The organism is Bradyrhizobium sp. CCGB20 (assembly GCF_024199855.1).
In the GTDB taxonomy this organism is placed as follows: Bacteria; Pseudomonadota; Alphaproteobacteria; order Rhizobiales; family Xanthobacteraceae; genus Bradyrhizobium.
Genome location: NZ_JANADN010000001.1, coordinates 4,461,776 through 4,485,025, shown reverse-complemented (window position 1 = coordinate 4,485,025; position 23,250 = coordinate 4,461,776). Strand labels below are relative to the sequence as shown.

Annotated in this window: 29 protein-coding genes and 2 pseudogenes; 13 read left to right on the top strand and 18 right to left on the bottom strand. The window is 64.8% G+C overall.

All coding sequences use genetic code 11. The annotated features are described in order from the left end of the window. Positions 1-82 precede the first annotated feature (82 nt). Positions 83-1,402, top strand: coding sequence for a hypothetical protein (locus tag NLM15_RS20700; protein WP_254118912.1), 1,320 nt, complete (start codon positions 83-85; stop codon positions 1,400-1,402). A gap of 4 nt (positions 1,403-1,406) precedes the next feature. On the opposite strand, the gene pdxY is transcribed toward NLM15_RS20700, so the two are convergent. The 3 genes and pseudogenes from pdxY to NLM15_RS20685 form a co-directional block, all read right to left on the bottom strand. Continuing rightward, complete coding sequence (gene pdxY, locus NLM15_RS20695; protein WP_254118911.1) at positions 1,407-2,219, bottom strand: pyridoxal kinase; 813 nt, start codon at positions 2,217-2,219, stop codon at positions 1,407-1,409. Positions 2,220-2,359: 140 nt separating this feature from the next. Further along, positions 2,360-3,001 (bottom strand): annotated as a pseudogene (locus tag NLM15_RS20690) (FMN-binding negative transcriptional regulator). A gap of 90 nt (positions 3,002-3,091) precedes the next feature. Next, on the bottom strand, positions 3,092-3,736 hold the full coding sequence (locus tag NLM15_RS20685; RefSeq protein WP_254118910.1) for a TetR family transcriptional regulator: 645 nt from the start codon (positions 3,734-3,736) through the stop codon (positions 3,092-3,094). A 97-nt stretch (positions 3,737-3,833) separates the two neighbouring features. On the opposite strand from NLM15_RS20685, the gene NLM15_RS20680 reads away from it, so the two are divergent. The 3 genes from NLM15_RS20680 to NLM15_RS20670 all read left to right on the top strand — a co-directional run bounded on the left by NLM15_RS20680 (position 3,834) and on the right by NLM15_RS20670 (position 5,625). After that, a complete protein-coding gene (locus NLM15_RS20680; protein WP_254118908.1) occupies positions 3,834-4,499 on the top strand; it encodes an O-methyltransferase in 666 nt (221 codons plus the stop codon). Between the two features lie 212 nt (positions 4,500-4,711). After that, complete coding sequence (locus NLM15_RS20675; RefSeq protein WP_014495640.1) at positions 4,712-5,056, top strand: multidrug efflux SMR transporter; 345 nt, start codon at positions 4,712-4,714, stop codon at positions 5,054-5,056. Next, positions 5,056-5,625 carry a TetR family transcriptional regulator gene (locus NLM15_RS20670; protein ID WP_254118906.1) on the top strand — a complete coding sequence of 190 codons (570 nt, stop codon included), beginning with the start codon at positions 5,056-5,058 and terminating at the stop codon, positions 5,623-5,625. Before NLM15_RS20675 ends, NLM15_RS20670 begins: the two co-directional genes overlap by 1 nt. 30 nt (positions 5,626-5,655) lie before the next feature. Here the strand turns inward: NLM15_RS20670 and NLM15_RS20665 are convergent, their stop codons facing one another. Further along, positions 5,656-6,015: a hypothetical protein gene (locus tag NLM15_RS20665; protein WP_254118904.1), complete on the bottom strand. Its 360-nt coding sequence runs from the start codon at positions 6,013-6,015 to the stop codon at positions 5,656-5,658. Between the two features lie 89 nt (positions 6,016-6,104). Beyond that, positions 6,105-6,311, bottom strand: a complete 207-nt coding sequence (locus NLM15_RS20660; protein WP_309144931.1) for a hypothetical protein — start codon at positions 6,309-6,311, stop codon at positions 6,105-6,107. A gap of 112 nt (positions 6,312-6,423) precedes the next feature. Here NLM15_RS20660 and NLM15_RS20655 point away from each other — a divergent pair, with 112 nt between their 5' ends. Next, positions 6,424-6,699 carry a DUF3551 domain-containing protein gene (locus tag NLM15_RS20655; RefSeq protein WP_254118900.1) on the top strand — a complete coding sequence of 92 codons (276 nt, stop codon included), beginning with the start codon at positions 6,424-6,426 and terminating at the stop codon, positions 6,697-6,699. A gap of 9 nt (positions 6,700-6,708) precedes the next feature. Here the strand turns inward: NLM15_RS20655 and NLM15_RS20650 are convergent, their stop codons facing one another. From NLM15_RS20650 to NLM15_RS20640, 3 genes are all read right to left on the bottom strand, one after another. Further along, complete coding sequence (locus NLM15_RS20650; protein WP_309143607.1) at positions 6,709-6,987, bottom strand: hypothetical protein; 279 nt, start codon at positions 6,985-6,987, stop codon at positions 6,709-6,711. A gap of 170 nt (positions 6,988-7,157) precedes the next feature. Then, complete coding sequence (locus NLM15_RS20645) at positions 7,158-8,174, bottom strand: SH3 domain-containing protein (RefSeq protein WP_254118897.1); 1,017 nt, start codon at positions 8,172-8,174, stop codon at positions 7,158-7,160. 155 nt (positions 8,175-8,329) lie between these two features. After that, positions 8,330-10,252, bottom strand: a complete 1,923-nt coding sequence (locus NLM15_RS20640; RefSeq protein ID WP_254118895.1) for an FAD-binding monooxygenase — start codon at positions 10,250-10,252, stop codon at positions 8,330-8,332. A 105-nt stretch (positions 10,253-10,357) separates the two neighbouring features. Between NLM15_RS20640 and NLM15_RS20635 the strand changes: the two genes are divergently transcribed. Both NLM15_RS20635 and NLM15_RS20630 read left to right on the top strand, forming a co-directional pair. Beyond that, entirely contained in the window at positions 10,358-10,822 is a 465-nt protein-coding gene (locus NLM15_RS20635; RefSeq protein ID WP_254118893.1) for a MarR family transcriptional regulator, read from the top strand. Between the two features lie 122 nt (positions 10,823-10,944). Beyond that, on the top strand, positions 10,945-11,379 hold the full coding sequence (locus NLM15_RS20630) for a hypothetical protein (protein ID WP_254118891.1): 435 nt from the start codon (positions 10,945-10,947) through the stop codon (positions 11,377-11,379). A 24-nt stretch (positions 11,380-11,403) separates the two neighbouring features. Here the strand turns inward: NLM15_RS20630 and NLM15_RS20625 are convergent, their stop codons facing one another. The 3 genes from NLM15_RS20625 to NLM15_RS20615 all read right to left on the bottom strand — a co-directional run bounded on the left by NLM15_RS20625 (position 11,404) and on the right by NLM15_RS20615 (position 13,320). Then, positions 11,404-11,565, bottom strand: a complete 162-nt coding sequence (locus NLM15_RS20625; protein WP_254118889.1) for a hypothetical protein — start codon at positions 11,563-11,565, stop codon at positions 11,404-11,406. Positions 11,566-11,605: 40 nt separating this feature from the next. Next, positions 11,606-12,592, bottom strand: coding sequence for a hypothetical protein (locus tag NLM15_RS20620; protein WP_254118887.1), 987 nt, complete (start codon positions 12,590-12,592; stop codon positions 11,606-11,608). 110 nt (positions 12,593-12,702) lie between these two features. Next, a complete protein-coding gene (locus tag NLM15_RS20615; RefSeq protein WP_256565472.1) occupies positions 12,703-13,320 on the bottom strand; it encodes a L,D-transpeptidase in 618 nt (205 codons plus the stop codon). Positions 13,321-13,656: 336 nt separating this feature from the next. Here NLM15_RS20615 and NLM15_RS20610 point away from each other — a divergent pair, with 336 nt between their 5' ends. Continuing rightward, on the top strand, positions 13,657-14,760 hold the full coding sequence (locus tag NLM15_RS20610; RefSeq protein ID WP_254118884.1) for a hypothetical protein: 1,104 nt from the start codon (positions 13,657-13,659) through the stop codon (positions 14,758-14,760). 406 nt (positions 14,761-15,166) lie between these two features. Next, the gene (locus tag NLM15_RS20605) at positions 15,167-15,397 is read left to right on the top strand and encodes a DUF6894 family protein (RefSeq protein WP_254118882.1); all 231 of its coding nucleotides are present in this window, start codon (positions 15,167-15,169) and stop codon (positions 15,395-15,397) included. Between the two features lie 52 nt (positions 15,398-15,449). On the opposite strand, the gene NLM15_RS20600 is transcribed toward NLM15_RS20605, so the two are convergent. After that, positions 15,450-16,235: an SDR family NAD(P)-dependent oxidoreductase gene (locus tag NLM15_RS20600; RefSeq protein WP_254118880.1), complete on the bottom strand. Its 786-nt coding sequence runs from the start codon at positions 16,233-16,235 to the stop codon at positions 15,450-15,452. Between the two features lie 129 nt (positions 16,236-16,364). On the opposite strand from NLM15_RS20600, the gene NLM15_RS20595 reads away from it, so the two are divergent. Both NLM15_RS20595 and NLM15_RS20590 read left to right on the top strand, forming a co-directional pair. Next, complete coding sequence (locus tag NLM15_RS20595; protein WP_254118879.1) at positions 16,365-16,754, top strand: hypothetical protein; 390 nt, start codon at positions 16,365-16,367, stop codon at positions 16,752-16,754. A 122-nt stretch (positions 16,755-16,876) separates the two neighbouring features. Then, complete coding sequence (locus NLM15_RS20590; RefSeq protein ID WP_254118877.1) at positions 16,877-17,125, top strand: hypothetical protein; 249 nt, start codon at positions 16,877-16,879, stop codon at positions 17,123-17,125. 22 nt (positions 17,126-17,147) lie between these two features. Here NLM15_RS20590 and NLM15_RS20585 read toward each other — a convergent pair whose 3' ends face one another. The 4 genes from NLM15_RS20585 to minC form a co-directional block, all read right to left on the bottom strand. Next, positions 17,148-17,333, bottom strand: coding sequence for a hypothetical protein (locus NLM15_RS20585; protein WP_254118875.1), 186 nt, complete (start codon positions 17,331-17,333; stop codon positions 17,148-17,150). 212 nt (positions 17,334-17,545) lie between these two features. Continuing rightward, complete coding sequence (gene minE, locus NLM15_RS20580) at positions 17,546-17,827, bottom strand: cell division topological specificity factor MinE (protein WP_212433762.1); 282 nt, start codon at positions 17,825-17,827, stop codon at positions 17,546-17,548. Then, positions 17,824-18,639 (bottom strand): septum site-determining protein MinD, encoded by an 816-nt coding sequence (gene minD / locus NLM15_RS20575; RefSeq protein ID WP_254118873.1) that lies wholly within the window; start codon positions 18,637-18,639, stop codon positions 17,824-17,826. The genes minE and minD overlap by 4 nt, the downstream gene beginning before the upstream one ends. A 21-nt stretch (positions 18,640-18,660) precedes the next feature. Next, positions 18,661-19,359 (bottom strand): septum site-determining protein MinC, encoded by a 699-nt coding sequence (gene minC, locus NLM15_RS20570; protein ID WP_254118871.1) that lies wholly within the window; start codon positions 19,357-19,359, stop codon positions 18,661-18,663. A 378-nt stretch (positions 19,360-19,737) separates the two neighbouring features. Between minC and panB the strand changes: the two genes are divergently transcribed. Beyond that, entirely contained in the window at positions 19,738-20,562 is an 825-nt protein-coding gene (gene panB, locus NLM15_RS20565) for a 3-methyl-2-oxobutanoate hydroxymethyltransferase (protein WP_254118869.1), read from the top strand. Between the two features lie 37 nt (positions 20,563-20,599). Here the strand turns inward: panB and NLM15_RS43520 are convergent. After that, positions 20,600-20,737: pseudogene (locus tag NLM15_RS43520) on the bottom strand (nitrate ABC transporter substrate-binding protein); the annotation flags it as partial. Between the two features lie 248 nt (positions 20,738-20,985). Here NLM15_RS43520 and NLM15_RS20560 point away from each other — a divergent pair. After that, positions 20,986-22,797: a tetratricopeptide repeat protein gene (locus NLM15_RS20560; RefSeq protein ID WP_254118868.1), complete on the top strand. Its 1,812-nt coding sequence runs from the start codon at positions 20,986-20,988 to the stop codon at positions 22,795-22,797. A 113-nt stretch (positions 22,798-22,910) separates the two neighbouring features. Here NLM15_RS20560 and NLM15_RS20555 read toward each other — a convergent pair whose 3' ends face one another. Beyond that, a complete protein-coding gene (locus NLM15_RS20555; RefSeq protein ID WP_254118867.1) occupies positions 22,911-23,156 on the bottom strand; it encodes a hypothetical protein in 246 nt (81 codons plus the stop codon). Between the last annotated feature and the right edge of the window lie 94 nt (positions 23,157-23,250).

The following is a 23,250-nucleotide window of genomic DNA, read 5'->3' as shown; positions in this document are numbered from 1 at the left end:
CACACCGTCCTCCGAACAATCGACGCGTTACGTGCCTGGCTGTGCAAGATTGGTTCGAACGAACCGTTTGGAGGCAGGGATCATGAACGATCGGCGGTCTCTTCTGGTGGCGATCTCCTGCCCCTCGGCCGTTCTCGGCGGCTGGCTGGCGCTCTCGCTGTCCGCTTATGCTCCGGCCCTCATCGAGAACAGCGGCGCCAATGCGAATGCGGCAGCCGTCTCGCGCGCGAAAGATCTCACCCGTCTCGAGCTCGCCGATGTCCCGCACGCCGCGACCATCGAAGATGGGATCGCATTGACGGCCGACATCGCGGCTGTTGTCGCCGCGATACCAGGCCCCGCGACACCAGACCCGATGGCTGCCGAGGCAGCACCGCCCGAAGCGCCCGCCCCTGTCGTCCAGCTCGCCTCCGCCGATCCGGCACTGACCTTGCCGGCGGAAGCGCCGCCCGCACCGCAGATTTCGCCCGAACCGGAGCCCGTCGTCAGCGAGGCTGCACCGGCTCCGGCGCAGGAGCCCGTGATAAAACTCGCATCGGCCGATCCCACCGAGATCGTGACGACAGACGCGCTGTCGCCCGCGGCGATCGTAACCGGCCCTGCGCCCGCCCCGAGCAAGGCGTCGCCGCCTGCCGACACCGTCGCCGTGCTCGACGAGTGCTTCGTCATGGACGCTTGCATCGACCGCTATCTCTGGGCGCTCTACCAGCGCACGGCGAAGGAAGATTCGATCAAGGTCGAGGAGCGCCGCCCCGTCACCATCAAGCGCAGGGGCAAGACGGTCACGGTGATGCGCAGCTTCACGAAACTGGTCGACGAGGACTTTGGCTGGAAGGATCCGAAGGCGGCCGAACGCGCCGGCATGTCGATGATGGATTACGTCATCGGCGGCATGGACAAGAGCTTCAAGCGAAAACTGTTTCGCACGCTGCTCGCGGCTGAAGCCGCCGGCCTCTCGCCCGGCATCACCAGCGCGTTTCGCGACGATTATCGCCAGTCGATCGCGAGCGGACTGAAGGCCGCCTCGAATCGCTCCTATCACGGCGGCAGCACGCGCGGCGGTTATGGCCACGGCATGGCCGCCGACATCGTCAGCACCCAGGGCAACAACCGCGCGCAGCGCTGGGTCTCGACCGAGATCCTGTGGAAGTGGGTCGATGCCAACGGCAAGGCGCTCGGCATCGGCCGGCCCTATCTCGGCCGCGATCCGCCACATGTCGGCCCGGTCGACGGTCCGGAATACACCTCGCGCCGGGGGTCGGCGGAGCGCAAGGAAGCCGCCAACGTCAAGTCGAAGAGGGGGCGGGCTGTGGCCAGTGCAAAGTCGAGGGCGCACGCCGCACGTGAGCAGAAGGCAAGGCCGCAGAAATCGGCGCAGTCCGCCGCGAAGCGCGCGACCTGAGCCGTTACGGCTTACGCCCGGGCAGCGGCACGAGGCACATCTCGGCTGAACCGGATTCCTGCGTGCGTACCAGCACCGCAAAGATAGTCTCGACCGCGAGCCGCACCGCCGCCTCCACCGCCTTGCCCTTGGCCAGATGCGCTGCGATCAGGCCGGTGAGCAGATCGCCGGTGCCATAGGGACGGATCGGAAGACGCGGCGTCGCAAAGCGCAACAGCTGCCCGTCCGCGCATAGGATCGTTTCCACCTGCCCGTCCGCCGTATCGGCAAGCGTGCAGCCGGTCGCGACGACGTCGATGCGTCCCTGCCCCGCCAGCGCCGCGCACGCCGCGCGCAAGCCTGGCGCGTCCGCAATAGCGGTGCCCGACAGCAGCTCGAGCTCGAACTGGTTGGGCGTGATCAGGTTAGCCGCCGGCAGCAGACGGTGCCGGACCACGTCCAGGATGCCGTCGGCGACATAGACGCGGCCGTCATCGCCGATCACGGGATCGCAGAGATAGACGAGCTTCGAATTCCGCGTCAGCGCCCGCTCGACGAAATCGGCGATGACGGCCGCATTGCCGGGCGAGCCCAGATAGCCTGTGACCAGCACCGCGGCCTCGTCGACGAGATCGCGCTCCTCGACGCCCTTCAGCAGATCGGCGACGAGCTCGGTCTCCAGCACCCGCCCGCGCAGGGTCGGATAGCGCGGATGGTTCGACAGCAGCGTCGTCGGCACCGCCGCGACGTTCACGCCCTCGGCCTGCATGGCATAGGCCGCCGCGCTGTTGCCGACATGGCCGTGGACCACCTGGCTTTGAATGGAGATGACGAGCATGCAGAAGTCCGTAGGGTCAAATGCCGGATGTGGCAAGCGTAGCAGTGGTTGGCGTAGCCCGGATGGAGCGCAGCGTAATCCGGGACTCTCGCCGCAACATAGAATCCCGGGTTTCGCTGCGCTCCATCCGGGTTACAAGTTTACGGTGTCTCGTACCCCAGCCCCGGCCGCAGCGCCTGCATCTTCCGCGCCAGCCGCCGATGCCCCGTCTCGTCCGACCGCGCCAATCGATCGGCGACCGCGACATGATCCGCATCGCTCTTGTGCTGGTTGAGCTTGGCCTGTCCCTCGACGGTGTCGACCACGAGATCGACGACCCGGATCGCCGCCAGCATGCTCTCGCGCTTGGCCGGCTCCATCTGCGTGAGGTCCCAGGGCGGCTTCGGCAGCCGTGCCTCGGCGACGGCCAGCAGCGCATCGCCATGGCCACGGTTCTCATCGTGCCCGCGCAGATGCGCCACACCCTACAAGTGCACGGCCTCGTAAAGCCAGGTCGAGACATTGTCGCGGGAGGCGTACCAATCATTGGAGATGTAGGCATCGTCGCCGGCAACGACCAGCAGGAAGCGCCTGACGCCGTCGGCAAGCTCGACCAGAGGGTTTTTTCCCGTGAAATGGATCTGCACGATCACGCGCCCATCACGCTGATCCAGCACGAACGGCACGTGCGAGGCGCGCGGGCCGTTGGCATCGGCCGCCACGATCACGCCGAAGCCGCGCCGGCCCGCAAATTCCAGCGCGCGCTGCTCCTCGATGCGAAACTGGGGTCGAAGGACATGCATGGCGCGGCACTCGGGCTGGACGAAGGACGATGCAAGGCTAACCCATGATCCCCAGGAATCCGAAACGATATTGGGCCGCAAACGCAGATGTCAGGAATGACGTCCGCGGCCTGCAAGCTTGTCGAGGTAGGCGCAGAACATGTCAGCCAGCCCGTCGGCGTGTCGCGCAATCTCGGCCTCGCTGCGCGGCGTCTCCGAGAACCGTTTACCGACCTCGGCCAGCGTCGTCTTGATCAACTCCCCGGCGAGCTCGCGCGTCGCCTCCGAGGACTTTGGCAGCGCCTCGCGCATGAAGGCTGCGACAATGCCTTCGCCGGCCGCGCGCGCGTCCTGCGCCTCGGGCGCATCGCGATAGAGCGGCGCGGCATCGCTGAGCGCGCCGCGCATCGCAGCCTCCTCGCACTCGGAACGGATGAAGGCGTGGACCAGCGCGCGCAGCCGCGCCGGTGGCGGCTTCGCCGAATCCGCGAGGATACCGCGCAAGAGCTCGCTCGTGCGCCGCCACTCGTCGCTTTGGAGGCGGAACAGGATCGCGGCCTTGTTCGGAAAATATTGATAGAGCGATCCGACGCTCACACCGGCCCGCTCCGCCACCCGCGCCGTGGTGAAACGCTGCGCGCCCTCCTTTGCCAGGACCTGAACAGCGGCATCCAGAATGGCCGCCACAAGCTCGTTGGAGCGGGCCTGTTGCGGCTGTTTTCGTGAGGAAACTGAACGGCTTCGGCGATCGGCCATGGCGCACCCGGGCAATGCGAATAGGAAATGCGACGAATTAGTCGTATTTCAACCCGCATGCAAGCACACGCTTCGCTACAAAACTCGGAGGCCTCACATGACCACTCCAACCATCACATCGCTTGCGCCGCTGCTGGATCGCCTGTTCGACCAGGCCGAAGCAGCAGGCGGCGCAACGCGAGCTGCCGTTGCCGATCTGTCCGACGCCGACCGCGCGCGGATGATGCAGAGCAAGACCGATTACCGCGACCTCTACGCACGCCTGAAGGACGTACCGCTCGCCGTCTCGCGCGAGACCGGTCACCTGCTCTACATGCTGACGCGCAGCTCCCGCGCCAGGGCGATCGTCGAGTTCGGGACTTCGTTCGGCATCTCGACGCTGCATTTGGCCGCTGGCTTGCGCGACAATGGCGGCGGCCGCCTCATCACCAGCGAGTTCGAGCCGTCCAAGGCGGCACGTGCTCGGGAGAACCTCTCGGCCGGCGGGCTGATCGATCTCGTCGAGATCCGCGAGGGCGATGCGCTGAAGACGCTGAGCGCGGACCTGCCCGATCAGATCGATCTCGTGCTGCTCGACGGCGCCAAGGCGCTGTACCCGGAGATCCTGGATCTGGTCGAGGGCCATCTCAAGCCGGGCGCGATCATCGTTGCCGACAATGCCGACGACAGCCCCGACTATCTCGCGCGGGTACGCAGGCCCGGAAGCGGCTACATGTCCACGGCCTTTGCCGAAGACGTCGAGCTCTCCGTGCGGATCAACTAGCGTCACACCGAACGACCACGAAACCTCGGAGCCGCCGCACGTTCCATCGCGCGGCGGCTTCAGCCTGTTGGGCGCCCGTCGGGGAACATCGGCGTCTCACTGTCGCAGGCTCGTCACTCAGACGTGATACCGGCTTCTGGCAAAAGCCATGTTACGCGTGCTAAACATACCTACCGCGCGGTATCTTTCGCGCAACTGTGCTCGAGCCCGTCATGACCTCCGCCTTCAACGCCTACGCAGCGCTTGCCCTCGCCATCGTCTTCGAGGTCACGGCGTCCGCCTTCCTCCAGCAGTCCGCGCAGTTCACGCGGCCGTGGCCGACGCTCGCGATGGTGCTGTTCTATGTCGCCTCGTTCTACGCGCTGTCGGTGGCGATCCGGGTCATTCCCCTGAGCATTGCCTATGCGATCTGGGGCGGCGTCGGCATCATCCTGACCGCGACCGTTTCCTTCGTGCTGTTCCGCCAGATGCTGGACGCCGCGGCCTTCGTCGGCATCGGGCTGATCGTGTCCGGGGTCGTGGTCATCAACCTGTTTTCGCAGACCACGGCGCATTGATGCCGGCGAGCGCCTATACCCGCGCCAAACAGCCCGAGCAGGTGCGACGCGCCCTGCTCGACTGCGCAGCCGCCATCGCCATGGACCACGGCGTCGCCGGCGTGACGGTGCAGGCGGTCGCGGCGGCGGCCGGGGTCACCAAGGGCGGGCTGTTTCATCATTTCGGCAGCAAGCAGGCGCTGATCGAGGGCCTGTTCGCCGACCTCCTCGCCCGTGTCGACACAGAGATCGACGCCGCCATCGAGGTCGATCCCAAGCCACGCGGCAGCTTTACGCGCGCCTATGTGAATGCAGTGTTCACGGGCAAGGCCTTCGGCTTCGCGACACCCTGGGCCGCCTTGAGCATGGTCGTGGTCACGGATCCCTCACTGCGCCGGCTCTGGAACGACTGGATGAAGGCCCGCCTGAAGCGTCACCGTACGACCGACGCCGCGCCCGAGCTCCACATCGTGCGTCTCGCCGCCGACGGTGCCTGGCTGTCCTTTGTCACGACGGGACAGACGCGGATTAGCGCTGACTTGCGCGCCGTGCACGCGCGGCTGATTGCACAGACATATCGGCGTACATAGCGCCTTGCCGTAGCCGGGATGGCGAGCTGACTACCGGCCTTCCATCGGCTTGGGCGGACGCGGCGCGGATCGCGACGGTTTAGTACCGGGTTTCGCCGCAGCGCGTGGAGGCTCATCGACCGACTGCAGGTACGCGGCGAGCGCCTTGGCTGAGTCGGAACTGGTTGCGTAGTGATCCTTCAGGAACCAGGCGAGCGTCAGGCTGAAGCGCCCTTTCGCCAGTCCGCGCGGGCTGCGATGGCAGGTGGCACAGCCATCCGCGAAAAGCTTCGCGGGCGGTTTGCCGGCGTCGAGATTTTGCGCGGACGCGACTGTGACCGTCAGCGCGGCGGCTGCGAGAGTCACCAGGGGCGCAATCACATCGCGCCCCGGTCGAAATAGCGAAATCAATGTCGCCCCCTGGAACGTTTTCGAGCGAAGTGGACACCCAGTTCGCGTAAAGAAAACGCGTCAAAAGAAGAATCGGCCCCGTCGCGCGGTCACGCCGCCAATAGCTGATCGAATTCGGGCGGAGTGTAGGCCTTGCCGTCCGGGTCGGTGATGACGACCTGCCACCCCTCGCTCGCCCATACCTTTGCCTTCGCCACGATGAGCAATCGGCTCTCGCGGGCAAAACTGCACTTCTCATTGTCGCGTTCTGCGACCATCTTGTAGGCCAATGCGCGTCCCCTTGCGTTGCCCTGCACCCGCTTCCGTCGTGGCAGCGGGCTTTGGCGGCAATTCGCCAGGAGCATGGCAATTTGGTGCCGTCCAAGGCAGCATTGTGCCCTGGTTCCAACCGAACGACGGAGATTGATCGTGCACCGCCTGATGAATGCGATTCTGCTTGTCGCGGGCTTGCCTGGCGCGGCGCTGGTTGGCACGCCCGTGGACGCGCAAACCTACGATCCGCGCTATCCTGTCTGCATCGAGATCTACACCATCGACGGCAGCAGCATCGATTGCAGCTTTACATCGATTGCGCAGTGCGCAGCGACCGCATCCGGGCAATCCGCCCAGTGCTACGCCAACCCCTATGCCATGCAGAACCGCCAGCCGGGCCCGGGTCCATCGCCGCCGCGACGGAGCCGCTAGCGCCCGCGCCTAGTGCACGCGGATCACGTGCGGGCGACCGAGATCGATCAGCCCCTGTACCGCCGACAGACGGTCGTCCAAAGCTGCGATGGTGAGCAGCAAATTGTTGCGGCGCTCGTCGAGCATGCCCATCTCGGCGCCGGTGAGCTTTGTGCTCGTCCGCTCCTTGTGAATCCCGTCGAGGGATTTGCGTAGCCCGGCAATCAGGCCGGTCAGCTGTTTGGCCTCTTTGGTCATCGACCGCTTCGCGACATTTTGGCGGCGCGTCTCCGCCGGGTTCTGTCTCATCGTCATCCTCCCGTGCCCCGCTGCCCCGAGTGGATGCTTACAGCTTTTAGTAGACATATTACGATCGATGAAATCTGCCCGCGAAGAACTTTCTTAAATTGGACGGGCCGGGAACCCGAGGTCACCCAAACAGAAAGCCCGGCGCGACGGCCGGGCTTTCGTTGGCAGATTTAGTGCTTCTGGTGGCCGCCGCCGGGACCGCCGGCAGGCGCGCCGCCGCCGCGCGGAGCGGCATTCATATGCGGAGCGCCACCACCGCCGCCGTGCGGCATCGCAGGTGCAGCCGCGCGCGGCGCCGGCATCTGCGCGCGAGCATTCATTGGCGAACCGTGGCTCACGTTCGGCTGCGCCACGTGCGGTGCCGCCGGACGCGCTGCAGGTGCCGCCGAGACGCGCGGCGCCTCATGCGCACGCGCCATCGGCTGCGCACGCACCGCGGCGCGGCTCTGCGTCTGCTCGTGCATCATGCGGGCCTGTGCATCGCGCGGATTGCGGGTCTGCATGTTGGCCCGCTCGTGCACGATGCGCTCGTTTCGTCCGGCGCGGGTGCGGTCGGCCGTCACCGCAGCGTCGCGTCTCGCGGTCGCCGCGTCGCGCCTCGCGGTCGCAGCGTCGTGCCTGGCGATAGCCGCGTCGCGACGCGTGGTCGCTGCATCACGACCGGAGATCGCGGCCGCTCCCTTGGCATGCACGCCCTCACGTCCCAATGCGATGGCCGAGTCACGCGTTGCCGCCCGACCGATGCGGGCCGCGCGCGGATCGATCGTCATCCGCGTCGCGAGGCGCTGATGCGAGGTCCAGTAATTATTCCAGTAGGCGTGGCGGCGATAAAAGGGACGTCGCTCATAGTAGCTCGACCAGTAGGAGGTCAGCACGAAGGGGACGACGGGCACGTCGATCTCGTCGACATAGTCCGGCAGATAGACGTAGTGATTGCGGTAGAGATATTCGAGATATTGCGACGACACCCAGCCGCGATCGTCGGAGAAGCTCACGTCGCACCAGGCGTTGCCGCGCAGGCAGCCATGGATGTTGACGCGGGCGCCCTCGGGGACGCGATCGACCAGCGGAAAGCCCGTGCCCGGCCCGGCGCGCAGGCCGGTCGAGACGGTGACGATGCCCGGCGCGGCCAGCGCGGCCGTCGGGGCCAGCAACAATGCTGCAACTAAAGCGCTCTTGAGCCTCATGGCGAATTCCTCCTCGTTCAAGTCGGAACGCGCTGGCCGAACGAGCGTTCCGCGCACAGCGGTCGCATCCATCGAAAGATCGAGATGCATGCCGCGCGCGGTTCAATATTCATGCGCCGTTCATCGATGCAGCGCGCAACCGCGCCGCCGAGCCGTCAGTTCACCGGCAACATGAACGCATCGAAGTACGACGCAAGCCCGGCAAAGTCGTCGATCGGCAGCACGGTCGCGACGTACTGGTCCGGCCGCGTCACCACCATGCAGCCGGCCTTGCGGTCAATGCCGCGCATGGCGAAAACGTCCTGGCCACTCTTGAGGTCCGGAGAGAACATCTTCTCGTAGTCGATCAGGCCGTAGCGCCCCTTGCGCGGAAGCAGCAGCGACGGCATCGCCTCGACGGCAAGCTCGCGATGATCCTGCTGGAAGACTGCGCGCAAATCGATCACGCTGTCGATGTCGGCGCCCGCGGGCGTATAGCGCCTGACCGGCGACTCCCGAGCCTCGGCAAGGAAATTGCACAGCGCACGAATGGCCGAGCCCGTGGCGGCAGGATCTTCAGCAGGCGAAAACGCGTAGATGCGGAAGCGTCCGTCGGCCTGCGCCGCATGGCCGAGATGAACCGGCTTGGCATCCCCGAGCCGAATGACCGGCGCGGAATGAAAGCGCGTGCCGATGACGAGGCCTTCGGCGAGATGCTGATGGAATTTTGCGCCGGTGAGGAGCGATGAACGGTAGTGCGTCGCCGTGCCTGCGGTGTAGCGCCCGTGCCTGACGAAATAGTCCTGCGTCCTGGCGGCGTCGGCGCCGCCGGCCTTGGCGGCGGAGGCCAAAATTCCCGCCCACTCGCGGTCGAAATCGATCAGCTCCTTCGCCACCGCCTGGCGTTCGGCCGAATAGGAATGCAAAAGGCTCGGCGCACACTGCTTCCGGAGGACGGCGGCGAGCTTCCAGCCGAGATTGAAAGCGTCCTGCATCGAGACGTTCATGCCCTGCCCCGCCTTCGGGCTGTGGGTATGGCAGGCATCGCCGGCGATGAAGATGCGCGGCAGGCGCGAGGCGATCTCGGTTTCCGGCACGTCATCGAACTTGTCGGTCAAGCGCTGGCCGATCTCGTAGACCGACCACCAGGCGATCTCCTTCACGTCGAGCGTATGCGGCTTCAGGATCCGTTGCGCTTTCGCGATCACATCCTCGGCGGTGATGTTGCGATTGGCGACGCGTTCGCCAACGTCGAGTTTTGCGAGCTCGACATAGAGGCGGACCATGTAGCCGCCCTCGCGTGGAATGATCAGCAGGCTGCCGTCCTTCGCCGACTGGATCAGGGCCTTGAAGCGGATGTCCGGGAAATCAGTCACCGCCAGCACGTCCATCACGCCCCAGGCGTGGTTGGCGGAATCGCCATGCAGCTCGCGGCCGATCGATTTGCGCACCGTGCTGCGCGCGCCGTCGCAGCCGACGACGTAACGCGCCTTGATCGTCTCGATCTTGCCCTCGCTCCCGGCATCGACCCGTTCGAGGCGCACCGTCACGGCAGCCTCAGTGGGACCCGCGGCCGGATCGACCTCGAGGTCGAGCAGGCGCCGGCCGTAATGGGGTTCGAGCTTCGCCTGTGATTTGCGCATGACGTCGAGAAAGCCGTCATGGATGCGCGCCTGGTTGAGGATGACGTGCGGGAATTCCGACAGCCCGTCCTCGACGTCCTGCACCCGGCCGCTGCGCACAATCTTTTCCGGCGCCCGCTCGTCCGGTTTCCAGAACGTCGTCTCGTTGACCCAATAGGATTCCTTCAGCACGCGCGCGCTGAAGCCATAGGCGTGGAACATCTCCATGGTGCGGCAGGCGATGCCGTCGGCCTGCCCGACCAGCAGGCGGCCCGGCTTCTGCTCGACGATGCAGGTCTTGATGTCGGGGAATTGCGCGAGCTGGGCCGCGAGCGTCAGGCCCGCGGGCCCACAGCCGACAATGAGGACGTCGACCTCTTCAGGCACGGCGCCCACTGCACCCGAATTCTGGATGCGTTCGGCGGGATCGGCGATTTCAGGATCGCCCGGCTGAAATCCATTGAGATGGAATTGCATGAGCACCTCTCCCTGCGAAACGTTCTGTTTGGATATTGCTCAGTATGCTGACTATCAGTATACTTGTCAACGTTCCGGCCCACCCTGTCCCACATGGAGAGTTCGGTGAAAGACAACAACGACATGCCCGGGCATCTGGCGCGCCGGTTCCAGCAGATTGCGGTCGCGGTCTTCCTGGCCGAGGTCGGAGACGCCGGCTTCGACCTCACGCCGGTGCAATACGCCGCGCTTGCGACCATCAAGGCCAATCCGGGGCTCGACCAGGTGACGCTCGCAGGATTGATCGCCTACGACCGCACCACCATCACCGGCGTGATCGATCGCCTCGTGCAGAAGGGGCTCGCGGAGCGCCGTGCCTCCAGCCGTGATCGCCGTGCCCGCGAGCTCGAGATCACCGACGAAGGGCGGCGCACGTTGCGCAAGATCACGCCGGCGGTGGAGTCCGCCCAGCGCCTCATGCTGCGCGGCCTCAGCGCGAAGGAAGGCGAGGAGCTGATGCGGCTGCTGCGCAAGGCCATCGCCGCCGGCAACGAGCTCAGCCGTGCCCCGTTGCGCGAGGTGCAGGCGTAAACCCCGTGTTTCTACCTGTCATTGTCGCAGTGCCGCGAAACCTGGAACTAACCTTCAGCTGCTACGGTCGGTCATATTCGGCGCTTTAACGCGCGATTAACTTTGCCGTTCGGGGGTATCGGATGCTCAGGTTCCACATTGCGGCCGCGGTCCTCGCGCTCTCGATCGTTCCTGCACTCGCGAATGGCCATGGCGGCGGCGGAGACCCTCCTCCGCCGAAGCCTGAGACGACGACCGCGCCGGCGAAAGTGGTCCTGACCAAGCAGGGTCCCAAGCTGGTCGATCTCAAGGGCATGACGCTCTATTATTACGAGCGCGACACCACCGGAAAGACGTCGACCTGCAACGGCAAATGCGCCGAGAGCTGGGTCCCGCTGCCCGCGACGGCCGAAGCCAAGGCCATTGGCGACTTCACCGTGATCAGCCGCGACGACGGCAGCAAGATGTGGGCGTACCGCTATCGTCCGCTCTACACTTCGCCGGCCGACAAGGCGCCAGGCGATGCCAACGGCAACGCCACGACGCTGCAATGGCGCATCGCCCGGCCTGAGAACTAGGGCGAGAACGGCGCGCGTCCGTCTCTAGCGCGCAAGGTCTGTCGGGACCGGCTTCCACACCGGCATCTTCGCGCTCGGCTGAAGCGGTTTGACTTCTGCGTTCACCACCACCGGCCCGGTCAAGAACCAGACCGCCGCCACGGCCGTGATCACGACCGCAGCGCCAAAAGCCGCAAATCCTTTCATGCTTCGTCCCTCGTTCCGTTCCAGCTTCTGTCTCTGGCGATCAGTTGCTCAGAATGACGCCGTGCTGGCGTCGTGACGGATGATCGGCGCCGACCAGCGCGTTCGGATCGATTGCGATCACGGCTTCCGGCAACGGCACCGGCTCGAGGCCGGCGAAGCGGCGATAGAGCGCACCCATGATCGCTCCGCAAAATGCCGCCGGCACCAGCAGAGCGGCGAAGATCGGCACGACCAGCACCAGCAGCAGCATGCAGGCGAACGCCGCTACGCCTCCGATCGCTGCGTATTCCCACGCGCTGCGGCGGCTCATCGCGCGCGCGACATGGTGCACGCAGAGCATGAAGATGCTCGAAGGAATGACCGAGATCACCATCATGACCATGAAGGTCTGCGCGGGGATCACGGCTGCGAAGATCTGAGCGGTACTCTTGTCCGCGAAACCATTCATCAGAAACGGCACCAGCGTGTAAGGCAGAAGCGTTGCGAGCACTGTCGGTATCAGGGCCGCGATTGCGACACCGGCGACCGATGTGCGGACCCGGACCGGTCCGTCGAACACGATCGGCGGCGGCGCGGCCGGCGCGTCGGCGGAGCAGGCCACGCCGGTCGCCCGGGCAACCGGACTGAGGCCGGCAAACTGGCCATAGAGGAAACCGCCGATCATCCCTGCGATGGTCGGCAAGAGACCGATCGTCACCACCGTGCCGTCGCCGGGCGCGGCCAGCTGGATGTGATTGCGGATTGCAATGCCGTAACTCACTGCTGCCATGACGCCGCCCATCAGCCCGTAAGCGAGGCGGCTCGAGATCGTCCACTGCCGCAGCACGATGTGCCCGGCGAACAGGAAGGCCGCATTGATCGCCATGCGGCCCGCATAGAGCACCACGATCTGGTCCGGCGCGGGCACGCCGACGGGGTCGGTCACCTGCCCGCCCGCGATCGCGAAGACCATCAGCACGGCTTCGACGATGGCCAGCGGAATCAGCGCGGCGAACAGCGCGCGCGGAGAATTCTTGACGAGATACATGCGAGCAACCCCTTGCTCGCTGCACGCTAGAGGCGAACCGTTACGGCCCGCGCAAGACAATGGATAAAATTGTCGGCAAGCCGCGCACCGGGCGCGGCTCGCTCAGGTTTCTACCCGCGCCAGCTGGACCCCGCCTCGACCCGCGCGTTCTGCCCGGGCGGCAACACCACGACCATCGAATTCAGCTTCACCCGATCGAACAGATCGATCACGTCCTCGTTGCGCATCCGGATGCAGCCGGACGAGATCGCCTGCCCGATATATTCGGGCTGGTTGGTGCCGTGGATGCGGTAGAGCGTGTCCTTGTTGCCGACATAGAGATAGATGCCTCGCGCGCCCAGCGGATTGGCGGGGCCGCCGGCGACGCGCGCTGGATATGGTCCGAGCCGCGCCTGGATCTCCGCTGTCGGAACCCAGTCGGGCCATTCCGCCAGACGGCCGACGCGCGCGACGCCGGAGAAGGCCATGGCTTCCTCGCCGACCGCGACGCCGTAGCGGATCGCCTTGCCGCCGGGCAGCACGAAATAGAGGTAGCGCGCATCGGTATCGACCAGGATCGTGCCCGGCTGCTCCTTGCGCGGATAGTCGACCATATGACGGAGATATTGCTCAGGCACGTTCGCCTTCGCGTAGGGCGTGTGCGCCAGCAACTGACGGTCGCGCGGCGTCATGCTCGCATCCGTCGATGGCGAAAGCGTTGTCTGCATGCAGCCGGCGAGCGGAAGCATGGCTACGACAAATAATGCGATTAGAGATTTTGGCACCGCCGGTCCCCCCGATAGCGCATAACAGCGCCCCCAGCCTCACCAGATGCTGCCCAAATCGTGCTGAAAACAAGGCAAACCGGAACACGTGCGCGTGTTTAATGGGCCGGGTTCCATCACCACAAACGGCGAAATAGCGTCGCATCATCTCCATCCCCTCGCCTTGCTTTGGTCAAACCCGGCTGGACTCGTGGGTCACAGTGCTTGGCTCATCGGATTTGGGATGAGTCGCCTCAACAGATCGGCTCGCGCCAATGCGGACGACCAAGATTTTAAACACCTGGTTTCAAAGGAGCTGCGATGCTCGCGACGCTGAACTCTCGGCAAATCGTCGATGAGATCGTGAAGGACACGGTCAAGGACAACGATCCGCACGACGCCATTCAGATCTCGCCCGACATGGTGCTGGCGTCGCGCCCCATCAGCGTCGCCCCCGCCCTGGCGCCTGAGCTCACGGCCCGTCCGGAGCCCAAGCTGGATTTGAAGTTCGCACCGCCCCCCTCGATCAATCCGGAGCCGAAGTTCAGTCCTGTCCTGAAGCCGCCGGTCCTGGAGGAGCCAAGGGTCCTGGAACCGCAGGCGGCGACGCCATCGGCGGTGCCCTCGGTCGATACCGCCGTGCGCGTCGCGGCCGACGACGGTCGCAACCGGCCGAAGCGATCCTCCGCCGGAAAATGGCTGCGCCGCGCGTTCGTGACGATGTTGCTTGCGGGCGGAAGCGTGGGCGCCGCCGTCGCCTGGGAGAAACATGGCGACACGGCCAGGCAGATGCTCGCCGAATGGACACCGGCTTTGACATCATGGACGCCGGCATTGGCGTCGCTGCTGCATCCGACATCGCAGACGGCGCCGGTGACCGCCGCGCAGGCCGCGCCGCCCGCGGAGCAGCCCGCTACCGCTCAAGCGACCGATCAAACCGCGACGCCGCCTGCGGCGCCCGCGGTTCAGGTTGCAGCAGCCGCGCCTGTCGCAACACAGCCTGTCGCAACACAGCCTGATGCAGCGCAGCCCGATACAGTGCAGTCGGTCCAATCGATGACGCGCGATCTCGCAGCCATGGCGCAGCAGATCGACGCGCTCAAGGCCAACATCGCCGAGTTGAAGGCTGGTCAGGAGCAGATGGCGCGCGAGATGGCAAAACCGCCTGCGCCAAGGCCGGTGGCTGAGGCGAGGCCAGTCGATCCGCGCGCGCGCGTGTCCTCCGCGCGCCCTCCGATGCCCCCGGTTCGCAAGCCGAAGCCGGTCGTGTCGCAAACCTACATGCCGTCGTATTCGCCGGCGCCGCTCGCACCTCCGCCGCCTTCGCAGGCTGCCGCGGTCGCTCCGGCAGCACCGGTCGCCACGACGCAAGCCGTTGCCGATGACGACGGCCCGGTCGTGCGTCCGCCGATGCCGCTGCGTTAGCGCAGCGTCGCCATCGTACCATCGCGCAAGCTGTCCGACTCGATGTGATGCGTTGAGTCCGGGCGACTACGGAGACCGATGCTTCGATCGTTCTCCGTCAAGAGAAAAGGCCGTCGGGATCTATGCCGCCGGCCTTCTCTTGCAGCTGCCGGTTCCCGGAGCCCGGTTCTGCTGCAATTCCATGCCTTATGATCGCGCCGACATATTTAATAAAACCTTAACGAGCTCGCATACTGCACATCATTTCTGCGCCATAAGCACAGAGATTGCGCCGCCTGTTCATTCGTCAATGATCGACTCAGTGATACCATCCGACATGTGTTGAAGACTTCCGTTGAAGACTTGCAGCCAGTGAAGACTTGCAGCCAGGACTTTTGGGACTTGGTCGTCACACCGGAGAATTCGGATGCCCTTCTACTCCTTCGATCTTGTGGTTGGTGAAGAGTTCAAGAACCAGGGCGGAATCATCCTCGAAGACATCGAGCTCGCTTCCGATCGCGCCGATCAACTGGCCACCGAGCTGTCGCAGGTGAAGCCGGAGCTGCAACGGAAGGGTTGCGCGGTGCGCGTCACCGATCGCGATCACAACGAGGTCTATCGCACGCCGCTCGATCCCGTGCCGGCCTGGCAACGCTAGCCGCGTCAAGCGAAGAATCCAAAGCACCGTTCCGATTTATCGGAACGGTGCTTTAGTCCTCCAGCACCGGCGGCTCGAACCAGTTCGTCAGCGACAATCCACCGTCGACGACGAAGGCTGCGCCGGTGACGTAACCTGAAAGCTTGTTCGACAACACCGTGAGCGCCATCGGCGCGAGGTCCCTGGCTTCGCCGAGACGCCCGAGCGGGATGTGCCGCGCCAGCGAGGCGTCCGCGACGAACCCGCCTGCCGCGATCGCGCCCGGCACCAGCGCGTTGACGCGGATGTCGTGACGCCCGAACGTCTTCGCGAGTTCCTTCACCAGCATCGCCATCCCCGCCTTCGCCGTCGAGTAATGCGGCAGGTTGCGCGGCGTGCCTGCGTGCAGCGAGGTGAGAAACAGGAACGAGCCGGGCCGCTTCGCCGCGATCAGCCGTTTGGCCAGCCCGCGCGCCAGATGAAATCCGGCATCGAGATTGACGGCATGCATCTCCTGCCAGGTCTTGCGATCGACCGCGAGCGCATGATCGACCTCCCGCCGCGGCGGCGATGCGCTGTGCACGAAATGCGAGACCTCGCCGAGCGCCGCCTCTGCGGCGGCCAGCAGCGCATCGCAAGCGTCTGACTTGGCGAGGTCGCCGACCCACGGCACTGCCAGTTCAGGCTTGCTGCTCGCGCTGATCGCCGCGCTCACCCGTTCCGCGCTCAGATCGGCGAACACGGTCCGGACGCCCTCGCCGATGAGCGCCTGCGCGATCGCGCGGCCGATGCCGTTGCCCGCGCCGGTGACGAGCGCCCTGTCGCGTGCGGGATCGAACGGCGTGCTGAACAGGCTCATGTCGCTCTCCGGGACCAGGGGCGGGTCACGATAGCGTACCGCACCGGGGCGCGACAAATCGGTTCCGGCACCATTGCGGAGTGGCGCGGCGGACGCTAGCCTTCCAAAAAAATGGAGGAGATACCAAGGATGCGCACCGGTTTCCTGATGGCAGGCCTGTTACTGCTCGCCGCGCCGGCCCAAGCGGCGGACCATCCACGCTCGACCTATGTGACGATGGTCTTGCAGGCCTTCGCCGCCAGGGTCGAATGCCCGAACACCGATCTCGTCTATCAGGACCTCGTGCAGAAGGCGCAGCAGATGCAGCTGCCGGACGGCACCACCGAGAAGGTGCGCAAGGCGATCGCCTGGATGCATACCGGTGGCAAGATGGGCGAGAAGCAGGACGACGATCTGATGGCCGAGGTCGCGGTCGCGACCCAGGCGACCGACATGGACCAGCGCCGCCTCGGCATGCCCGGCTGGTGCGAGGCCCAGAAGGTCAACCTGGCCGGCCTGATCCGCGCCAAGGGCAGCTAGAAGGGCGGCTAGGCGCTCACCCGCGGCGTTAAGCACGCCGCGGCGGAACCGTCGCCGCGGCAAACAATCGTCACAATCCTCGACACCATGCGGCCTCTTCGAATTCGAACAGGAGAGCCCTCATGCGGAGTATCCATGTCGTTTTCGCCGGTGCGCTTGCGGCCGCCACGGTGCTGACCGCACCCGCTCTGGCGAAGAATTCCGACGCCCAGAAGGGCGAAGAAAAATCCACCTCGTCGTCCTGTAGTGCCTATCAGCAGGCGCCCGACGGCACGTGGGAGCCGCTCCCCTGCAAAGAGACAGGCGAGCGCCCCCAACCGCAGACACAAAACCGCTCGTCGCAGCCGGGCGCCGACCGCCAGGAGCGTTGAACGCGCTCGCGCTTGCCGGGCGTCAGCTATGGGCCGGCCCGCGCATGATCTTCATGGCATCTTCGATGTGACGCCACTCCTTGGCCTCATCGGCCTCGCCGCGGCCCTCGCAGGCCTGCGCCTGTTCGGCCGCCTTCGCTATCGCAGCGAAACCATGCTTTTCCAGCATCTGCCGCGCAACGGTGTGGACCTGGAGCTCGGACATCATGGGCGCTCTCCCGTTTTTGGAAACCGCAGGGCCTGGCTCGGCTCTCCGCGGTCTCTGACAACGATTTCGCCGCAGGTCCCGTTCCGCCCACTCCCGATCACATCGGTAGGCCTGGAATTGAACTGACTGTGCGAGAACGACAAAGGCGGTCCGCTGTGCCCAGCGGACCGCCTTCTCACCCACCCCAAATTGCTCGTCTTCGGTCGCGTCCCCTACGCGACCGCCACGCGCTTGCGCTCGATATCGTTGGGGACCTCGATATCGACCTCCAGGGTCGACACCTCGTCACCGCGCTCGAGCCGGACGATGACCTTGGTCGGATCCAGCGTGACGTGCTTGGACACGACAGCGAGAATTTCCTCGCGCAGCACGCCGAGCAGGTCGGGCTGGCCGCGCATTCCGCGTTCATGCGCGAGCAGGATCTGCAGCCGTTCGCGAGCGACGGGTGCAGAGGCCTTTTTGCCGCGGAGAAGTCGGAGCAGACCCATGCTCATGCAGCCCTCCGTCGCAGCAGACGATCCATGAAGCGCCTGCGCTCGGCCGGAACCTGCATCGGCACGGTGTCGCCGCACAGCCGCTGCGCCGCGTCCATATAGGCCCGTGCGGGTGCGCCGCTCGCGTTCGACAGCGTCACCGGCGTGCCGACGTTGGAGGCCTTCAACACGTCCTGGCTCTCGGGGATGATGCCGAGCAGGGGCGTTGCGAGGATCTCGAGGATGTCGTCGATGGTCAGCATCTCGCCGCGCGCGGCGCGCGAGGCATCGTAGCGGGTGATGAGAATGTGCTTCTCGACCCGCTCGCCCTTCTCGGCCCGCACCGTCTTGGAATCGAGCATGCCGATGATGCGGTCGGAATCACGCACCGAGGAGACTTCCGGATTGGTGACGATCACCGCCTCGTCGGCAAAGCGCATCGCCATGGAGGCGCCGCGCTCGATGCCGGCCGGGCTGTCGCAGATCACCCAGTCGAAGCGGCTGCGCAGATCGTCGATGACCTTGCCGACGCCCTCTTCCGTCAGCGCGTCCTTGTCGCGGGTTTGCGAGGCCGGCAGCAGCCAGAGATTCTCCAGCCGCTTGTCCTTGATCAGCGCTTGCGGGAGTTTCGCGACGCCCTGCACCACGTTGATGAGGTCGAACACGACGCGGCGTTCGGCGCCCATGACGAGGTCGAGGTTGCGCAGGCCGACGTCGAAATCGACGACGACGACCTTGTCGCCGCGCTGCGCCAGCGCAGCCCCCAGCGCGGCGGTCGTCGTGGTCTTGCCGACCCCGCCCTTGCCTGATGTCACGACCAGTACCTTACTCATCTGAAATGTCTCCTTTGCTGGTCAGTTCAGTGCTGTAATTCGCATGGTATTCCCCTGCAGCCAGGCCTGCGCCGGCTTGCCGCGCAAGGCGGCGTCAATGTCGTCCGCAGTCTGGTAAAACCCATCAATTGCAAGCAGTTCAGCCTCAATCTTCTGACAGTAGATGCGCGCGCTCGTGTGACCGTTGACCCCCGCCATGGCGCGGCCGCGCAGCGCGCCATAGACGTGGATGGAACCGCCGGCGACGACTTCCGCGCCGGAACCGACCGAGCCGAGAATGGTGACGTCGCCTTCCGGGAAGATCACGGTCTGGCCCGAACGCACGGGGCTATCGAGCAGAAGCGACGTCGGCTTGGTTTCTGCCTTCACCTCGGCCTTCTTCGGCGCGTTCGCCTCGACCACGCAGCTGCGCCCGCCCGAGAGCAGCGGCGGCATGGCCGACGTCAGCCGGCCCTCCTCTACCCCCTCGATCCCGAGCACACGGATGCTGCGGTCCTGAAGGCTGCTGAGCAGATGGCCGATGCCGGACTGGCTGAGATCGACCGAGGACAGGTCGATCACCACGGGCCGGCCGGCAAAGAAGCCCGGCGAGCGCGCAATGGTGGCGTCGATTTCCTGCAGCCAGTCCTGGATCGGAACTGTCGGCATGAACACGAAGGCCACGTAGGAGCGCCCGCGCAGGCGCACCATTTGGCGTTGAGGTTTTGCTGCAGCCTCCATAGCGGCCGACTCGTTCCCTGTTATTGAATGGTTAACGATGCGGCGGATTTGGTTAACGCGCGGTTAATTCTCTATGGGGTTACGTGGGGAATGGGTCCATCCGGGCTACGGGGGCAGCCTCCGGGACGCCGTCTGGACAATGCGGTGCTCAACTGCCCCGCACCGTCATTGCGAGGAGCCCTTGCGACGAAGCAATCCAGTCTGCCTCCGCGGAACGACTCTGGATTGCTTCGCTACGCTCGCAATGACGGCGTAGAGACAGCGCGCGCCCCTGCCGACTCACCTCGCGCCGTCCATTTTGATCGCAGGCCCGACCATCTGGATTGACACGCACATGACATCTGGCTTCGATCCGCGTCCCGCAAACGGAGCCTGAGCATGTCAATCCAGTCCACTGTCAGGCGCAAGACCGCGCCGGACATCCGTGCACGCAAGCAAGGCGAGCGGATCGTCATGCTGACGTCCTATCACGCGCATACGGCAGCGCTGGTGGATCGGCATTGCGACGTCATTCTGGTCGGCGATTCCCTTGGCAACGTCATGCACGGTTTCGAGACCACGGTGCCGGTCACGCTCGACATGATGATCCTTCAGGGCGCAGCGGTGATGCGCGGTTCCCGGCAGGCGCTGGTGGTCGTCGATATGCCGTTCGGCTCGTATGAAGCCACCAAGGAGCAGGCCTTCAATTCAGCCGTGCGGATCATGAAGGAGACGCAATGCGGCGCGGTGAAACTCGAAGGCGGCGTGCGCATGGCGGAGACGATTGCGTTCCTGTCCGGGCGCGGGATCCCGGTGATGGGTCATGTTGGCCTGACGCCGCAATCCATCAACACGCTCGGCTCGTTCCGTGCCCAGGGGCGCAGCGAGGCCGACTGGGGGCCGATCGAGGACGATGCGAAAGCGGTCGCCGACGCCGGGGCATTCTCGGTCGTCATCGAGGCTGTAGCCGAACCACTGGCGCGCAAGATTACCGAGACGATTGCCATTCCCACCATCGGCATCGGCGCGAGCGCAGCCTGCGACGGCCAGGTGCTCGTGCTCGAGGACATGCTGGGACTTTCGCCGCGACCACCGAAATTTGTCCGGCGGTACGGCAATCTCGGCCCGGCCATCGAAGCGGCGATCGAGGCGTATGCCGCCGACGTGCGGTCTCGCGCCTTTCCCGGGCCGGAACATGTGTACGAGATGAAGAAGGGCGGATGATCCGCGGCAGCCGTCGGCCCCCGCTTGCAGCGCTTCCCTACTTCTTCACCTTGCTCGCATCCATCTTGATGGCGGGATCGAGCATCTTTGTCGTGAACGCGCTCGTCACGTCGAACGGCTTCTCCATGCCGAGATAGGTCTGGACCAGCTCGTAGTCCTTCGTCATCCGCTCGCCTCGGAGGGCTCGAGCCCGGACGAGCAACCCTTCGTTATTTCCGCATTGCGGCAAGGCCATTTTGCGTGGATTGATCAGGACATTTATCCAAAGGAACGTTAGCCGAGGCATCGAATTGTGCTTCGATTCAACGCGCCTCGGAAATTGTGTCGCAATCACTTCCCGCGTTACTGGCACAAAGTGCATAGCCCGTACGCAATGGCGCAGCTATCGTCGTAGTCGATAATTCGTGCAGCGCGGTGTAACGCTTGCAGGACAGCCGGTCAGAGTTACCCGCTAGGGAAGAAGCCGATTTCCCTGGCAATGCCCGGCTCGATGTCCAGGAGCTGGCGCCGGACTCCGTGTTTAGCCAACTCGATCGGATCTGCACGAGCCCGCACTTTCAGGCCAGCGAAAGGCGACGGGCGTTCCTCCGGTTCATTGTCGAGGAGACGCTCTCGGGACGCGCCGAACGCCTGAAGGGCTATACGATCGCCCTCTCCGTCTTCGGTCGCGACGAGTCCTTCGATCCGCAAGCGGACCCGGTCGTCCGGCTGGAAGCAAGACGCCTGCGACGCGACCTCGACAGTTACTACATCGATGCGGGGCAAAATGACCCGATCCGCATTTCCATTCCAAAAGGCTCCTACGCCCCCAGCTTCGAAAGTCGCAAAACTCTGTTGGCCGGACGTTTGGCCAGTGAGCAATCGTCCGAGCGACGCGTGGATGAAGTTACCAGCCGCAGCGCGGAGCTTGCTGGCAAAAGCAACAAGTCGGCACTCTTCCGCCGCTTGTCGGCGGCCGCAGCGCTCATAGCCGCAATCGCGATTGGAGCGGTCGCGTCGCTGTCGTACTTTGGCCGATCGCCCTTCGGCGCGTCGAGGGAACCCGGTGTCCTGGTCGCCCCTTTTGAGGCACTTAGTCCCGGAGAGAGTACCCGCTATCTCGCCGCCGGCGTGGGCCAGGAACTGATCGCGAACCTGTTTCACTTTTCGGGCTTTCGCCTCTACACCTCGCCAGTGTCCTTGAACCAGGACGTTCGCTCCACATGGTTGCCATTGGCGCGCGACCGGGGCGTGGCCTATGTCGTCAACGGAAGCGTGCAGACCGAAGATGGGAACGTCCGTGTGACCGTCTCGGTCGCGAATGCGACGACCGGCGGCATTGTCTGGACCAAGTCTTACAGTCGGCCATTCGACCCGAAATCGCTGATCACAACGCAGGGAATGTTGGCGGAAGAAATCGCGGAAGTCATCGGCCAGCCCTACGGCGTCGTCAGGGCTGACATGAGCAGCGGTTCGTCATCGGCGACGACGTCGAGCATGGACAGTTACAATTGCGTGCTTCGCGCTCACGGCTACCGCCGCACCTTCCTTCGGGCGGAGTTCACCCCGGCCCTTCAATGCCTGGAACGGACCGTTCAGCGGGACCCGGACTACAGCGATGCCTGGGCCATGCTCGGGTGGCTTCACCTCGACGCCGGACGCCTTGGCTTTGACGCCGACGATCGACAAACCGAGTATGGCAAGGCTCTCGAGGCGATCAACAATGCAATTCGGCTTCGGCCGAAAAGCACGCTTGCCCTGAAAGCACTGGCGGCCGCCTATCATTTCACCGGACGTTATGAAGACAGTGAGCGTCTCACGCGGCAACTCGTTGCGCTCAATCCAAACGATCCCGAAATTCTTGCCCAGCTTGGCTGGCGGCTCTCGGTGCGGGGCAATTTTGAAGAAGGCGTTGCTGTTCTCAAGCGCGCTATCGATCGATCGTTGAATCCTCCCAATTGGTATTTCCATTTCATCGCGGTGAGCCACTACATGACCGGCGACTACCAACAGGCCCGGACGACCGCGGAAAGGTCAGCGCTCGGCGATTCCGGGTTCAGTCAGCTCGTGCTTGCAGTTTCCAATGCTGAACTCGGAGATCGAGGCGGTACGCAAAAGGCGCTGGACAAGCTGGCCCTGTACGAGCCCCTCGCCCGCGATCCGGATGGATTTCTACGTCGCCAGGGCATTGCGGAGCGCACGGTCGACGCTCTCGTTGCCGGGTTGGCGAAGGCGCGGTCTTTGGTTGCGCGATGAGGTTGGTGCGGGCCGCAGTACAAAACGCCAGGCCTCCGACGTCTCGTCGCCCGCAATGTACACAAGAGAGGACCGCCGTGCGACGGTCCTCTCTGACAACGAGCGCGATCACTTCAGGGCCTGATGCCGTTCTTTCGCGCGCAATCGCGATAGGCAGAGTAGCCGGCGGAATTCCGCGCAGCAGTCGCACCGCTCGACATATTAAGTGACGCCGCGTTCGCAGCCTCGTTCGCCTGCCTGAAACATTCGGCTCGAATTGAATCGAGATCTTTCTTCGGCGCCGATTCTGCCGGCATTGCCGTTCCCAGCACTGGTACAAGAAACGCCAGGATGCCAAGCGATCTCATCTTCTTCGGCATTGTTCGACCTCCCTATTCGAAACGCAGATAGTGATCGGGGCTGACCCCCGACCTGAGTCAAGGCTACTCGGCAATCAGAGTGTCACGGGAGGTA